At 64.0% G+C, this 14,528-nt stretch carries 16 protein-coding genes; 13 read left to right on the top strand and 3 right to left on the bottom strand.

The features are described 5' to 3' along the window. Window positions 1-173: 173 nt before the first annotated feature. The 7 genes from hslV (at window position 174) to BLS61_RS09695 (ending at window position 8,283) form a co-directional block, all read left to right on the top strand. On the top strand, window positions 174-704 hold the full coding sequence (gene hslV, locus BLS61_RS09725) for an ATP-dependent protease subunit HslV (RefSeq protein WP_024306625.1): 531 nt from the start codon (window positions 174-176) through the stop codon (window positions 702-704). A gap of 41 nt (window positions 705-745) precedes the next feature. Continuing rightward, complete coding sequence (gene hslU / locus BLS61_RS09720; protein ID WP_090430262.1) at window positions 746-2,086, top strand: ATP-dependent protease ATPase subunit HslU; 1,341 nt, start codon at window positions 746-748, stop codon at window positions 2,084-2,086. Between the two features lie 108 nt (window positions 2,087-2,194). Further along, the gene (locus tag BLS61_RS09715) at window positions 2,195-2,566 is read left to right on the top strand and encodes a gamma-butyrobetaine hydroxylase family protein (protein WP_090430260.1); all 372 of its coding nucleotides are present in this window, start codon (window positions 2,195-2,197) and stop codon (window positions 2,564-2,566) included. 365 nt (window positions 2,567-2,931) lie between these two features. Next, a complete protein-coding gene (gene phaC / locus BLS61_RS09710; protein ID WP_090430258.1) occupies window positions 2,932-4,611 on the top strand; it encodes a class II poly(R)-hydroxyalkanoic acid synthase in 1,680 nt (559 codons plus the stop codon). A 140-nt stretch (window positions 4,612-4,751) separates the two neighbouring features. Then, window positions 4,752-5,609: a poly(3-hydroxyalkanoate) depolymerase gene (phaZ, locus tag BLS61_RS09705; protein WP_090430256.1), complete on the top strand. Its 858-nt coding sequence runs from the start codon at window positions 4,752-4,754 to the stop codon at window positions 5,607-5,609. Between the two features lie 307 nt (window positions 5,610-5,916). Then, window positions 5,917-7,599 (top strand): class II poly(R)-hydroxyalkanoic acid synthase, encoded by a 1,683-nt coding sequence (gene phaC, locus BLS61_RS09700; protein WP_090430254.1) that lies wholly within the window; start codon window positions 5,917-5,919, stop codon window positions 7,597-7,599. A gap of 69 nt (window positions 7,600-7,668) precedes the next feature. Beyond that, complete coding sequence (locus BLS61_RS09695; protein WP_090430252.1) at window positions 7,669-8,283, top strand: TetR/AcrR family transcriptional regulator; 615 nt, start codon at window positions 7,669-7,671, stop codon at window positions 8,281-8,283. 66 nt (window positions 8,284-8,349) lie between these two features. On the opposite strand, the gene BLS61_RS09690 is transcribed toward BLS61_RS09695, so the two are convergent. The 3 genes from BLS61_RS09690 to BLS61_RS09680 all read right to left on the bottom strand — a co-directional run bounded on the left by BLS61_RS09690 (window position 8,350) and on the right by BLS61_RS09680 (window position 10,141). Further along, complete coding sequence (locus BLS61_RS09690; protein WP_090430250.1) at window positions 8,350-9,201, bottom strand: phasin family protein; 852 nt, start codon at window positions 9,199-9,201, stop codon at window positions 8,350-8,352. A gap of 10 nt (window positions 9,202-9,211) precedes the next feature. Further along, on the bottom strand, window positions 9,212-9,658 hold the full coding sequence (locus BLS61_RS09685) for a phasin family protein (protein ID WP_090430249.1): 447 nt from the start codon (window positions 9,656-9,658) through the stop codon (window positions 9,212-9,214). A gap of 207 nt (window positions 9,659-9,865) precedes the next feature. Then, window positions 9,866-10,141, bottom strand: a complete 276-nt coding sequence (locus tag BLS61_RS09680) for a polyhydroxyalkanoic acid system family protein (protein ID WP_090430247.1) — start codon at window positions 10,139-10,141, stop codon at window positions 9,866-9,868. A 360-nt stretch (window positions 10,142-10,501) separates the two neighbouring features. On the opposite strand from BLS61_RS09680, the gene ubiE reads away from it, so the two are divergent. The 6 genes from ubiE to tatA all read left to right on the top strand — a co-directional run bounded on the left by ubiE (window position 10,502) and on the right by tatA (window position 14,525). Beyond that, complete coding sequence (gene ubiE, locus BLS61_RS09675) at window positions 10,502-11,272, top strand: bifunctional demethylmenaquinone methyltransferase/2-methoxy-6-polyprenyl-1,4-benzoquinol methylase UbiE (RefSeq protein WP_004372941.1); 771 nt, start codon at window positions 10,502-10,504, stop codon at window positions 11,270-11,272. After that, a complete protein-coding gene (locus BLS61_RS09670; protein ID WP_090430245.1) occupies window positions 11,272-11,889 on the top strand; it encodes a ubiquinone biosynthesis accessory factor UbiJ in 618 nt (205 codons plus the stop codon). The genes ubiE and BLS61_RS09670 overlap by 1 nt, the downstream gene beginning before the upstream one ends. Then, the gene (ubiB, locus tag BLS61_RS09665) at window positions 11,886-13,472 is read left to right on the top strand and encodes a ubiquinone biosynthesis regulatory protein kinase UbiB (protein ID WP_090430243.1); all 1,587 of its coding nucleotides are present in this window, start codon (window positions 11,886-11,888) and stop codon (window positions 13,470-13,472) included. Before BLS61_RS09670 ends, ubiB begins: the two co-directional genes overlap by 4 nt. A gap of 70 nt (window positions 13,473-13,542) precedes the next feature. Continuing rightward, window positions 13,543-13,941 carry a phosphoribosyl-AMP cyclohydrolase gene (gene hisI / locus BLS61_RS09660; protein WP_090430240.1) on the top strand — a complete coding sequence of 133 codons (399 nt, stop codon included), beginning with the start codon at window positions 13,543-13,545 and terminating at the stop codon, window positions 13,939-13,941. After that, entirely contained in the window at window positions 13,934-14,269 is a 336-nt protein-coding gene (locus tag BLS61_RS09655) for a phosphoribosyl-ATP diphosphatase (RefSeq protein ID WP_011920745.1), read from the top strand. Before hisI ends, BLS61_RS09655 begins: the two co-directional genes overlap by 8 nt. Before the next feature lie 22 nt (window positions 14,270-14,291). Then, the gene (tatA, locus tag BLS61_RS09650; RefSeq protein ID WP_024306614.1) at window positions 14,292-14,525 is read left to right on the top strand and encodes a twin-arginine translocase TatA/TatE family subunit; all 234 of its coding nucleotides are present in this window, start codon (window positions 14,292-14,294) and stop codon (window positions 14,523-14,525) included. The last annotated feature ends 3 nt before the right edge of the window (window positions 14,526-14,528 follow it).

Raw genomic sequence — 14,528 nt, 5'->3', positions numbered from 1 at the left:
CGCAGTTTACGCGTTGTAAATGAGCATTTTGAGGCTGTTTTTAACGACGGCCAGACAACGCAGGTAGTTTTTTCAACAGCCTGTTGAGCCCGCCGCCGGTTGAAAAGCTGGGGCGGGCACCCCATCTGAGTTTCCATTCGGGCAATTCGCCCCGCAGCGCGGAGACTCTTCCCTTGACCACCATCGTTTCAGTACGCCGCCACGGCAAGGTCGTGATGGCTGGCGACGGCCAGGTATCCCTCGGCAACACCGTGATGAAAGGCAACGCCAAGAAGGTCCGGCGCCTCTACCACGGCCAGGTGCTGGCCGGCTTCGCCGGTGCCACCGCCGATGCATTCACCCTGTTCGAGCGCTTCGAAGGGCAACTGGAAAAACATCAGGGCCATCTGGTACGCGCCGCCGTCGAGCTGGCCAAGGACTGGCGCACCGACCGCAGCCTGAGCCGCCTGGAAGCCATGCTGGCGGTGGCCAACAAGGACGCATCCCTGATCATCACCGGCAACGGCGACGTCGTCGAACCCGAGGAGGGCTTGATCGCCATGGGCTCCGGCGGCAACTTCGCCCAGGCGGCCGCACGCGCCCTGCTGATGAAGACCGACCTGTCCGCTCGTGAAGTGGCAGAGACCGCGCTCGGTATTGCCGGCGATATCTGCGTCTTCACCAATCATCACCAGACCATCGAGGAACTGGACGCCCCCGAGTGACGTCCGTTTCTTCATACCGATTCGATAGCGAGCCCGATTCCATGTCCATGACGCCCCGCGAGATCGTCCACGAACTCAACCGCCATATCATCGGCCAGGACGACGCCAAGCGCGCCGTCGCCATCGCCCTGCGCAACCGCTGGCGGCGCATGCAGCTGCCGGCAGAGCTGCGCCAGGAAGTGACGCCGAAGAACATCCTGATGATCGGCCCGACCGGCGTCGGCAAGACCGAGATCGCCAGGCGCCTGGCCAAGTTGGCCAACGCACCGTTCCTGAAAGTCGAAGCCACCAAGTTCACCGAGGTCGGCTATGTCGGTCGCGATGTCGAGTCGATCATCCGCGACCTGGCCGATGCGGCGGTGAAGATGCTGCGCGAACAGGAAATGACCAAGGTGCGCCACCGCGCCGAAGATGCCGCCGAGGAGCGCATCCTCGACGCCCTGCTGCCGCCCGCACGCCAGGGCTTTGGCGACGAGCCGGTGCGCAGCGAGGATTCCAACACCCGCCAACTGTTCCGCAAGCGCCTGCGCGAGGGGCAGCTGAACGACAAGGAAATCGACATCGAAGTCGCCGAGGCCCCCATGGGCGTGGAGATCATGACCCCGCCGGGCATGGAGGAGATGACCAATCAGTTGCAAAGCCTGTTTGCCGGCCTCGGCAAGGGCAAGAAGAAGAGCCGCAAGCTCAAGGTTGCCGATGCGCTGAAGCTGGTGCGCGACGAGGAAGCCGCACGCCTGGTCAACGAGGAAGAGCTCAAGGCCCGCGCGCTGGAAGCCGTCGAGCAGCACGGCATCGTCTTCATCGACGAGATCGACAAGGTGGCCAAGCGCGCCAATACCGGCGGCGCCGATGTATCGCGTGAGGGCGTGCAGCGTGACCTGCTGCCCTTGATCGAAGGCTGCACGGTGAACACCAAGCTGGGCATGGTCAAGACCGACCATATCCTGTTCATCGCCTCGGGCGCCTTCCACCTGAGCAAGCCCAGCGATCTGGTGCCCGAGCTGCAGGGCCGCCTGCCGATCCGCGTCGAGCTCAAGGCCCTCAGCCCGCAGGACTTCGAACGCATCCTCAGCGAGCCGCACGCCTCGCTCACCGAGCAGTACAGCGCGCTGCTGAAGACCGAAGGGCTGGACATCGAATTCGCCGAGGACGGTATCAAGCGTATTGCCGAGATCGCCTGGCAGGTCAACGAGAAGACCGAGAACATCGGCGCCCGACGCCTGCACACCCTGCTCGAACGCCTGCTCGAAGAAGTCTCCTTCAAGGCCTCCGACCTAGCCGGCCAGCAGAACGGCGAGCCGATCCGCATCGACGCTGCCTACGTCAACGGCCACCTGGGCGAACTGGCGCAGGACGAAGACCTGTCGCGGTATATTCTTTAAAAGCGGCTGCAGGCTTCAGGCGGCAGGCTGCAAGCCAAAGCAAGGTCTGTAGCCTGTAGCCTGTAGCCTGTAGCCTGTAGCCTGTAGCCTGTAGCCGGAAATTCTCCCATGCCCATCCCCAGCGCGATCAAACTGCACAAGGCGTCGAAGACGCTGGAGCTGCGTTACGGCGAACAGAGCTACTCGCTCAGCGCCGAGTTCCTGCGCGTGCACTCGCCGTCTGCCGAGGTGCAGGGCCATGGCAAGCCGATCCTGCAGACCGGCAAGCTCGGCGTCGGCCTCGAACGCATCGAACCGGCCGGCAACTATGCACTGAAACTGTGCTTCGACGACGGCCATGACAGCGGCCTGTTCACCTGGGATTACCTGCATGAGCTGGCCACCCGACAGGACCAGCTGTGGGCCGACTACCTGGCGCAGCTCAGCGCGGCCGGCAAGTCCCGCGACCCCAACGAGTCGGTCGTGCGCCTGATGCTCTGAAACGTCGCCCTCGGGCTGGCTCGCCGGGCCCACGCCCCTGGTCATCGCATGCGCAACGGCCCGCCCAGGGCGGTTGCGCGACAAAGCCTCGCCCTAGAGCGTCCGCCTTGTGCACCTGCGGCGATCCCTGCAGTTAGGGCGCGTTTTCTAATCTATCGCTGCATACTCCTGCCCCATCGATCAGCTTGCTTAACTTCACAAACTCGGGTAACCAAGGAACTGGCAGGTTCCCTGCATTTGGCTGCGCCAGATGCAAAGAAAGATGCGGACTCGATCCGCCCCCGGTAACCCGAGCAGTACCAGGCCCTGTGTCGCCGTGCGCGCCAACACGCCGGTATTCGTCTCAGGACAATGGAGCGTCGTAGATGAGTGATAAGAACAACGAAGACCTGAAACGCCAGGCCTCGGAAAACACCCTGGGACTCAACCCGGTGATCGGTATCCGCGGCAAGGATCTCTTGACCTCTGCCCGCATGGTGCTCGCCCAGGCACTCAAGCAACCCTTCCACAGCGCCAAGCATGTCGCTCATTTCGGACTCGAACTGAAGAACGTCATGCTCGGCCAGTCCCAGCTCAAACCCGAGGACGGCGACCGTCGCTTCGCCGACCCGGCCTGGAGCCAGAATCCGCTGTATCGCCGCTACCTGCAGACCTACCTGGCCTGGCGCAAGGAACTGCACGACTGGATCGAGCACAGCTCGCTGTCCGAGCAGGACGCCAGCCGCGGCCACTTCGTCATCAACCTGATGACCGAAGCCATGGCACCCTCCAACAGCATGGCCAACCCGGCAGCGGTCAAGCGCTTCTTCGAAACCGGCGGCAAGAGCCTGCTCGACGGTCTCTCGCACCTGGCCAAGGACCTGGTGCACAACGGCGGCATGCCCAGCCAGGTGAACATGGAGGCCTTCGAGGTCGGCAAGAACCTGGCCACCACCGAGGGCGCCGTGGTGTTTCGCAACGACGTGCTCGAGCTGATCCAGTACAAGCCGATCACCGAAAGCGTGCATGAGCGCCCGCTGCTGGTGGTGCCGCCGCAGATCAACAAGTTCTACGTCTTCGACCTGTCGCCGGACAAGAGCCTGGCGCGCTTCCTCCTGCGCAGCCAGGTGCAGACCTTCGTGGTCAGCTGGCGCAACCCGACCAAGGCGCAGCGCGAGTGGGGCCTGTCCACCTACATCGAGGCGCTCAAGGACGCCATCGACGTCATCTGCGCCATCACCGGCAGCAAGGACATCAACATGCTCGGCGCCTGCTCCGGCGGGCTGACCACCGCCTCGCTGCTCGGCCACTACGCCGCCCTCGGCCAGCCCAAGGTCAATGCCCTGACCCTGCTGGTCAGCGTGCTCGACACCCAGCTCGACACCCAGGTCGCCCTGTTCGCCGACGAGAAGACCCTGGAGGCCGCCAAGCGCCGCTCCTACCAGGCCGGCGTGCTGGAAGGCAGCGACATGGCCAAGGTGTTCGCCTGGATGCGCCCCAACGACCTGATCTGGAACTACTGGGTCAACAACTACCTGCTGGGCAATGAGCCGCCGGTGTTCGACATCCTCTACTGGAACAACGACACCACACGCCTGCCGGCGGCGCTGCATGGCGAATTCATCGAGATGTTCCAGACCAACCCGCTGACCCGCCCGGGCGCGCTGGAAGTCTGCGGCACGCCGATCGACCTCAAGCAGGTCACCTGCGACTTCTTCGTCGTCGCCGGCACCACCGACCACATCACGCCATGGGACTCCTGCTACAAGTCGGCCCATCTGTTCGGCGGCAAATGCGAGTTCGTGCTGTCCAACAGCGGCCATATCCAGAGCATTCTCAACCCGCCGGGCAACCCCAAGGCGCGCTACATGACCAACAGCGAGATGCCGCTGGACCCGAAAGCCTGGCAGGAAAGCTCGACCAAGCACGCCGACTCCTGGTGGCTGCACTGGCAGAGCTGGCTGGCCGAGCGTTCGGGCGAAACCAAGAATGCTCCACGGGCCCTGGGCAACAAGAAATACCCGGCCGGTGAAGCCGCCCCGGGCACCTATGTACATGAACGTTGATCAACCTCAACCGCAGCGGCACCGGGAAGTGCCGCACGCCACGACGGGTGAACCGGCGTGGCGAACCAGGTAATCCCTGGTAATCCTGGAGGCGGCCCGGACGGCCCTCTCCAGCGCTCAACTCCACAGGGGCTGCGCCCATGCCGCAACCATTCGTATTCCGCACCATCGATCTCGATGGGCAGACCATCCGCACCGCGGTGCGGCCGGGTAACGGCCAACTGGTGCCACTGCTGATCTTCAACGGCATCGGCGCCAACCTGGAGCTGGTGATGCCCTTCGTCGCCGCCCTGGACCCGGAGCTGGAAATCATTGCCTTCGACGTGCCCGGCGTCGGCGGCTCCTCGACACCGACCACGCCCTATCGCTTCCCCGGTCTGGCCAAGCTGGCGGCGCGCATGCTCGACTACCTCGACTACGGTCAGGTCAACGCCATCGGCGTGTCCTGGGGTGGCGCCCTGGCCCAGCAGTTCGCCCACGACTATCCCGAGCGCTGCAAGAAGCTGATCCTCGCCGCCACCTCGGCCGGTGCGGTGATGGTGCCGGGCAAGCCCAAGGTGCTCTGGCGCATGGCCAGCCCGCGGCGTTACGTGCAGCCGTCCTACGGCGTGCGCATCGCCCCGGACATCTACGGCGGTGCCTTCCGTCGCGATCCCAAGCTGGCCATGGCGCATGCCAGCAAGGTGCGCTCGGGCGGCAAGATGGGCTACTACTGGCAACTGTTCGCAGGTCTGGGCTGGACCAGCATCCACTGGCTGCACAAGATTCGCCAGCCCACGCTGATCATGGCCGGCGACGACGACCCACTGATCCCGCTGATCAACATGCGTCTGCTGGCCTGGCGCATTCCCAACTCGGAGCTGCACATCATCGACGACGGCCACCTGTTCCTGGTGACCCGCGCCGAAGCGGTGGCGCCGATCATCATGAAGTTTCTCGAAGAGGAGCGGCACCGCGCAGTGATGCACCCGCAGCCCACCCCGCTACGCCAGCATTGACGGCACCAACTTAGTGCGCAATGTTCTGCATGCTCGACAATGGGGCCGCTCGAGGCCGGTGCCAATGAGTCAAGGCTGTACGCAGTTCACTCCCCACACCAGACGGGAAGGGTGCGACGGCGCTTGATCGACACCGGGCCGTTCGGTATCGGCCGCATGAAGCCTTTCATTTTCGAGCCGGCGCACCGGAACCCCTTCCAGTGCGCCTGGTACAGGGCTTGCTGCATATGATGCACAAGCACAAGGCGCGCATCAGGCAGTCCGCGCCATGAAGTCTCTAAACGGTTTGACGACGGAGTGTTGCCCCATGCGAGACAAGTCGAACCCGGCATCACTGCCGGCACCTGCCAGTTTCATGAATGCCCAGAGCGCGGTGGTGGGCGTACGCGGCCGCGACCTGTTGTCCACCCTGCGCCTGCTGGCGACCCAGGGTCTGAAGAACCCGGTGCGCAGCGGCCGGCATCTGCTGGCCTTCGGCGGCCAGCTCGGCCGCGTGCTGCTCGGCGACACGCTGCACAAGGTCAACCCGCAGGACGCCCGCTTCGCCGACCCGACCTGGCACCTCAACCCCTTCTATCGACGCAGCCTGCAGGCCTACCTGGCGTGGCAGCAACAGCTGGCGGCCTGGATCGATGACAGCGACCTGTCGGCCGACGATCGCGCCCGTGCGCGCTTCCTCGCCTCGCTGCTCAGCGATGCCCTGTCGCCGTCCAACAGCCCGCTCAATCCGCAGGCGGTAAAGGAGCTGTTCAACACCGGCGGCAGCAGCGTCTTCAAGGGCCTGCGTCACCTGTTCGAGGACCTGCTGCACAACGACGGCCTGCCCAGCCAGGTCACCAAGCACGCCTTCGAGGTCGGTCGCAACCTGGCCTGCACCCCCGGCGCCGTGGTGTTTCGCAACGAGCTGCTGGAACTGATCCAGTACAGGCCGATGAGCGAGAAGCAGTACCTGCGCCCGCTACTGATCGTGCCGCCACAGATCAACAAGTACTACATATTCGACCTGTCCAACGATAAGAGCTTCGTCCAGTACGCGCTGAAGAACGGGCTGCAGACCTTCATGATCAGTTGGCGCAACCCCGATCCGCGACACCGCGAGTGGGGTCTGTCGAGCTACGTGCAGGCAGTCGAGGACGCCGTCGAAGCCTGCCGCGCCATCACCGGCAGCAAGGACGTCAACCTGCTCGGCGCCTGCGCCGGCGGCCTCACCATCGCCGCCCTGCAAGGCCACCTGCAGGCGCGCCGCCAGCTACGCCGCATCTCCAGCGCCACCTACATGGTCAGTCTGCTGGACAGCCAGATCGACAGCCCGGCCATGCTCTTCGCCGACGAGCAAACCCTGGAATCGGCCAAGCGCCGCTCCTACCAGCAAGGCGTGCTGGACGGTCGCCACATGGCCAAGGTATTCGCCTGGATGCGTCCCAATGACCTGATCTGGAACTACTGGATCAACAACTACCTGCTCGGCAAGCAGCCACCGGCCTTCGACATCCTCTACTGGAACAACGACAACACCCGCCTGCCCGCGGCCTTCCACGGCGACCTGATCGACTTCTTCAAGCACAACCCGCTCAGCCGCGCAGGCGGGCTGGAGGTCTGCGGCACGCCGGTGGACCTGGCCAAGGTCAACGTCGACAGCTTCAGCGTGGCCGGCATCAACGACCACATCACGCCCTGGGACGCGGTCTATCGTTCGACCCTGCTGCTGGGCGGCAACCGCCGCTTCATCCTGTCCAACAGCGGCCATATCCAGAGCATTCTCAACCCGCCCGGCAACCCCAAGGCCAACTACTACGAGAACACCAGGCTCTCCTTCGACCCGCGCGCCTGGTTCCACGATGCCCAGCACCAGCAGGGCAGCTGGTGGCCGCAGTGGCTGGAATGGATTCAGGCGCGCTCCGGCGAGCAACGGGAAACCCTGATGGCGCTGGGCAACCAGCACTATCCAGCGATGGAGGCGGCACCGGGCACTTACGTGCATATCCGCTGAAAGCCTGGCCGGCAACCTGCCGGCCGGTTATCGTCATACTTCCGCGCCACGACCAACAAGAAACCACGGATGAAGACCCGCGAGCGCATCCTGCAGACTGCCCTGCAACTGTTCAACGAACAGGGCGAACCCAATGTCTCCACCCTGGAGATCGCCAACGAGCTGGACATCAGCCCGGGCAATCTCTACTACCACTTCCACGGCAAGGAGCCGCTGGTGCTGGAGCTGTTCGAACGCTTCCAGGCCGAGATGGCGCCGCTGCTCGATCCGCCTGCGGATGCCGAGCTGGACGTCGAGGACTACTGGCTGTTCCTGCACCTGATCGTCGAACGCCTGGCGCAGTACCGCTTCCTGTTCCAGGATCTGTCCAACCTGGCGGGACGCCTGCCGAAACTGGCGCGCGGCATTCGCCACTGGCTGAACGCACTCAAGCGTACCCTGGCGTCGTTGCTCGCTCGGCTGATGGCCAACGGGCAACTGAACAGCGGCACCCAGGCGCTCGGTCAGCTGGTGGAGCAGATCACCCTGACCCTGCTGTTCTCCCTGGACTATCAGCGCATCCTCGATCAGGAAGGCGAAGTACGCCTGGTGGTGTACCAGATCATGATGCTGGTCGCGCCACACCTGAACCAGCCATCGCGCGGCACGGTCGAGCATCTGGCGCAGCGTTACCTGGAAGCCTGAGGCGCCTCCCAGAGCGAGAAACGAAAACGCCCGGCACCAGGCCGGGCGTTTTCAGTCCCGTGAAACTCAGGACGGGGTGGCTGGAGTGGCCGGGGCAGCAGCCGGAGCCGGAGCAGCAGCCGGAGTCGCCGTGGCCGCCGGAGCTGCAGCAGGCGCTGCCGGTTTCGGTGCAGCCGCCTTGGGCGCAGCAGGTTTTTTCGCGGCCGGCTTCTTAGCCGCAGCCGGTTTGGCTGCAGGCTTGGCGGCAGCCGGCTTGGCTGCTGCAGCAGGCTTGGCTGCTGCAGCAGGCTTGGCGGCAGCGGGTTTAGCTGCAGCCTTGGCAGCCGGCTTCGCAGCGGGTTTGGCAGCGGCTTTCGCGGCCGGTTTGGCTGCTGCCGGTTTAGCTGCGGCCTTGGCGGCCGGTTTGGCTGCCGGCTTCGCGGCGGGCTTGGCAGCGGCCTTCGCGGCAGGCTTGGGTGCGGCTTTGGCAGCGGGCTTGGCCACCGACTTGGCCGACACGCCGGCGATTTTTTCCAGCTGCTTGGTCAGGCTGTCGACCTTGTCGTTCAACGCCTTCACTTCGTTGCGGCTGGGCACACCCAGGCGCGAAATGGCGTTGTTCAGACGCTTGTCGAACGCCTCTTCCAGTTCGCTCCACTTGCCGATCGCCTTGCCCTTGACCTCGTCGACCTTGGACTTGGCAGAGCCGACTCTGGAGCCGACACCGGCTTTCACCGCATCAACCTGCTTGTCGACTTCGCTCTTGGCCAGCTTCTCGGCCTTCTCGCCGTCCTTGACCAGCGTATCGAACAGCTTGGTGCCGTCCTTGCTGACCTTGGAGTAAGCGCCCAAGCCTGCCAACCAGATCTGACGCGAGTATTTCTCGACCTCGCCGATCCAGGAGCTGGTCTGTTTCTCGGTTTTCTTCTTAACAGCCATCCTGATCTCCTTATTTGGTACGCGCGACATGCTCGAGCAACGCGCTCAGCTCATCCAGCTTAGCAGAGAGTGCTTCAACATCCTGCTTGGACGGAATGCCGATGCGGTTCAGAGCGGAAGCCACACGAGTATCGAAAGCCTTCTCGATCTTGTCGAGTTGAACTTCGACCTTGCCCTTGACGCTGGTGACGTTGGAGTTGACCGACTTCTTCACCGACTCGATCTGGCTGTTGGCGGCCTCGACCTGCTCGTCGACCAGCTTCTTGCCCTTGCTCTCGACGCCTTCGCCAGCCTTGACCAGCTCCTTGAAGTACTCGGCGCCTTCGGCGCCGGCCTTGGCGTAGGCACCCAGACCGGCGAGGTAGATCTTGCGGGCATAGCCCTTCACATCGTCGAACAGACCGGCTTTTTCTTCGGCCACGGCTTCGACTTTCTTCTTCACGGCGACTTTCGACATGGTGCACCTCACGCGCTTTTACAGTTAGCGGAAACGCCCACGGAATGCAGGCTTGGGTACACCCTAGGGAGAAAAATTAGAAATCGCATACTAGGAGCGGCTTCAGGCTTCAGGCTTCAGGCTTCAGGCTTCAGGCTTCAGGCTTCAGGCTTCAGGCCAGGCAGTGTGCCGAATTGCTTTTGCTCTTACCTGCGGCCTGCAGCCTCTTCAACCCAAAGATTTGTCCAGCACCTGCTCGATCTCGCGCTGGATCATGCCGCCCATGGGCGACAGCAGCAGCCCGAGCTTGAGCTCGACGCGCACGGTGTCTTCACCGACCGCGATGCTGCCATCGGCACCACTGCGCTTGAACTCCAGGACGTCGCCATTCCAGCGATAACGTACGTCGTACTCGCTGGCCAAGCGTTCGGCCAGGCGCTCGGCCTTTTCGCGGGCGCCCTCGCGACCGAGGGTATGGGATCGTTCGACTCGAATGCGGGACATGGCAACTCCTTGAACTGGCAGGCGCCGCAGCACTGCGGCATGAAGTCACAGCACTCTAACAGGCTGTTGAAAAACTACCTACGTTGCCATTGCTGCGTTAAAAACAGGCTCACAGCCGAAGGCTGAACGCGCTTTAGCGCGGCCCCGAAGGGGTGAGCGAAGCGAATCAAGTGCTCATTTACAGCTCGTAAAGTCGAGCGCGACTCCGACCGTTTTTCGCCTGTTTTTGCCTTGCACTGGCTGCCTCGCCTACGTTTTTCAACGGCCTGCTAACAGCCCGCCAGCCCACCTGGCACCCAGGCAAGACAAAGGCGGCAGGCAGCTTTAGAATGGGGCGGTTTTCTATCCGGTGAGAGCGACATGAGCGATCCACGCAAGGCCCAGGAGCAGGAACCCACCACTCACTTCGGTTTCCAGGACGTGCCGGAAAGCCAGAAGGCGGAGAAAGTGGCCGAAGTCTTCCACTCGGTGGCGGCCAAGTACGACCTGATGAACGATGTGCTGTCCGGCGGCCTGCATCGCCTGTGGAAGCGCTTCACCATCGAGCTGTCAGGCGTGCGCCCGGGCAACCGTGTGCTGGATATCGCCGGCGGCACCGGTGACCTGACCCGCAAGTTCGCCAGCATCGTCGGCCCCACCGGCGAGGTGGTGCTGGCCGACATCAACGACTCCATGCTCAAGGTCGGTCGTGATCGCCTGCTGGACAAGGGCGTGGCGGGCAACGTGCAGTTCGTCCAGGCCGATGCCGAAAAGCTGCCCTTCCCCGACAACCACTTCGACGTGGTCACCATCGCCTTCGGCCTGCGCAACGTCACCCACAAGGAAGATGCCCTGCGCTCCATGCTGCGCGTGCTCAAGCCCGGCGGCCGCCTGCTGGTGCTGGAATTCTCCAAGCCCGGCAACCCGCTGCTGGCCAAGGTCTACGACACCTACTCGTTCAGCTTCATGCCGCTGGCCGGCAAGCTGATCACCAACGATGCCGACAGCTACCGCTACCTCGCCGAGTCGATCCGCATGCACCCGGATCAGGAAACCCTCAAGGCGATGATGGTCGACGCCGGCTTCGAGCGCGTCACCTACCACAACATGACCGGCGGCATCGTCGCCCTGCACCGCGGCATCAAGCCTTAATGCTCATTACGGGACTATTGGCAGGCGTCGAGACGGGCCTCAACCGCGTCCTGCGCCTCGATGGTACGGCCTTGCCGCGTCTGCAATCGCTGAGCGGCAAGGTCATCGCCGTGCAGTGCCAGAGCCCTGCGCTTGAGCTGTATATCCTGCCCAGCGGCGATGGCCTGCAGCTGGCTGCGCAATGGCATGCGCCCGCCGACTGCACGCTGACAGCTCCAGCTGCCAGCCTGGCGCGCCTGGCCCTGAGCCGCGAGAAGACCGCCGTGCTGCATCGTCCCGAAGTATCGCTCGATGGCGACAGCGCGGTGCTGCTGCAACTGGCCGGCGTCCTGCAGGATCTGGAGCTGGACTGGGAATACGAAGTCTCGCGCTGGCTCGGCCCGGTGGCCACCACCCTGCTCGCCGGTCATCTGCGCAGCCGAGTGAACCTGGCCAGCAACGGCGCCGCCAGCCTCAGGCAGGACCTGGCCGACTACCTGGCCGAAGAATCACGAACCCTGGTGGGCCAGCGCGAAGCCGATGTGCGCTTCGCCGAACTGGACCAACTCAAACTCGCCCTCGACCGCCTGGAAGCACGCATCGAGCGCCTCACTTCTGCCAATAAGCCCGACGCATGAAGCTGCTTGCCGTTCGCCGTCTGCTGCGCATCCAGCGCGTAGTGATCCGCTATCAACTGGACGAAATGCTCTTCGAGCTGCCGCTGCCCTTCTGGCTGCGTGCGCTGTCCTGGCTGCTGCCATGGCGCTGGCTGCCGCGCAGGCCGCTGGCGCTGTCACGCGGGGCGCGCCTGCGTCTGGCTCTGGAGGACCTGGGGCCGATCTTCATCAAGTTCGGCCAGCTGCTGTCCACCCGTCGCGACCTGCTGCCGCCGGACATCGCCGACGAGCTGGCACGCCTGCAGGATCAGGTGCCACCCTTCCCGGAGGATCAGGCCATCGCCCTGATCGAGCGGCAGCTCGGCGCGCCGGTGAGCGAGCTGTTCGCCCGCTTCGACAGCCAGCCGCTGGCCTCGGCCTCGGTGGCCCAGGTGCACGCCGCGCAGTTGAAAAGTGGCGAGGAAGTGGTGGTCAAGGTAGTACGCCCCGGCCTCAAGCCGGTGATCCGCCAGGACCTGGCCTGGCTGTTCCTGCTCGCCCGCATCGCCGAGAGGGCCTCTGCCGATGCTCGCCGCCTGCATCCGGTGGATGTGGTCAGCGACTACGAGAAGACCATCTACGACGAGCTCGACCTGCTGCGCGAGGCGGCCAACGCCAGCCAGCTGCGGCGCAACTTCGAAGGCTCGCCACTGCTCTACGTGCCGCAGGTTTACTGGGACCTGTGCCGCCACCAGGTGCTGGTGATGGAGCGCATCTACGGCATTCCGGTGACCGACCTGGCCACCCTGGCCGACCAGCGCACCGATATGAAGCTGCTGGCCGAACGCGGCGTGGAGATCTTCTTCACCCAGGTGTTCCGCGACCGTTTCTTCCACGCCGACATGCACCCTGGCAACATCTTCGTCAGCACCCGCACGCCCTGGAGCCCGCAGTACATCGCCATCGACTGCGGCATCGTCGGCAGCCTCACCGACGAGGACCAGGACTACCTGGCGCGCAACCTGCTGGCCTTCTTCAAGCGTGACTACCGCAAGGTGGCACAACTGCACATCGACTCGGGCTGGGTACCGGCCGAAACCAAGGTCAACGAGTTCGAGGCCGCCATCCGCACCGTGTGCGAGCCTATTTTCGAAAAGCCGCTGAAGGACATCTCCTTCGGTCAGCTGCTGCTGCGCCTGTTCCAGACCGCACGTCGTTTCAACATGGAAGTGCAGCCGCAGCTGGTACTGCTGCAGAAGACCCTGCTCAACATCGAAGGCCTGGGCCGCCAGCTGTACCCGGATCTGGACCTGTGGAGCACCGCCCAGCCCTACCTCGAGCGCTGGATGCGCGAGCGCATCAGCCCGCTGCACCTGCTGCGCAACCTGCAGCAACAGGCCGAGCAGGTGCCACACCTGTCGCAGATCGCCCGCGACACCCTGGAACGCCTGCAGAGGTCGCAGCAGCGCGAAGAGCAGCGCCCCGACCGCGATCAATGGCCGCTACGCCTGCTCGGTGCAGCACTGATAGGCGCCGGCACGCTTCAAGGCCTGGCGCCGTTGCTGGCCGCCTGGCCGGCCTGGCTGATGGTCGGCGGCGGTCTCTATCTGGTGCTGCGCCGATAGCCAGCTAGCCACAGCACTGGCACACTTGGCGAATTGACCATCCGGCAGGCCCGGCAGATTTGGAACACCGATGAACGATTGGCTCGACGAAATCCACTGGAACGAAGACGGCCTGGTGCCGGCCATCGCCCAGGACCACCAGACCGGCCGCATCCTGATGATGGCCTGGATGAACCGTGAATCCCTCGCCCTCACCGCCAGCGAACAGCGCGCCATCTACTGGTCACGCTCGCGTGGCAAGCTGTGGCGCAAGGGCGAGGAGTCCGGCCATGTGCAGAAGCTGCACGAGCTGCGCCTGGACTGCGACGCCGACGTGATCGTGCTGATGGTCGAGCAGCTGGGCGGCATCGCCTGCCACACCGGGCGCGAGAGCTGCTTCTATCGCGTGTACGAGAATGGCGGCTGGAAAACCGTCGACGCCGTGCTGAAAGATCCGCACGCCATCTATGCAGGACACAGCCATGAGTGACACCCTGAGCCGCCTGGCCGAGGTACTGGAAGCGCGCAAGGGTGCAGCGCCGGACAGTTCGTATGTCGCCAGCCTGTATCACAAGGGCCTGAACAAGATTCTGGAAAAGGTCGGCGAGGAATCGGTGGAAACCATTCTCGCCGCCAAGGACGCCGCCGCCAGCGGCGACTGCAAGGACCTGATCTACGAAACCGCCGATCTGTGGTTCCACAGCCTGGTCATGCTCGCCGCCCTCGGCCAGCATCCGCAGGCCGTGCTGGATGAACTGGATCGCCGTTTCGGCCTCTCCGGCCACGCGGAAAAAGCCGCGCGACCGCAATCCGAATAACTTTCACAACGGAGAACTCATCATGGGTTTCGGCGGTATCAGCATCTGGCAACTCCTGATCATCCTGCTCATCGTGGTCATGCTGTTCGGCACCAAGCGCCTGAAGAATCTGGGCTCGGACCTGGGCGACGCGATCAAGGGCTTCCGCAAGTCGATGGACAACGGCGAAGCCGACAAGCCGGCAGTCGAAGAGCCCAAGGGGCAGACCATCGACGCCCAGGCACGCAAGGTCGAAGAGCCGGCGAAGAAAGACTGAGCC

The organism is Ectopseudomonas guguanensis, assembly GCF_900104265.1.
In the GTDB taxonomy this organism is placed as follows: Bacteria; Pseudomonadota; Gammaproteobacteria; order Pseudomonadales; family Pseudomonadaceae; genus Aquipseudomonas; species Aquipseudomonas guguanensis.
Note: the sequence above shows the minus strand (reverse complement) of the source record. Positions and strands in the feature narration are given on the sequence as shown.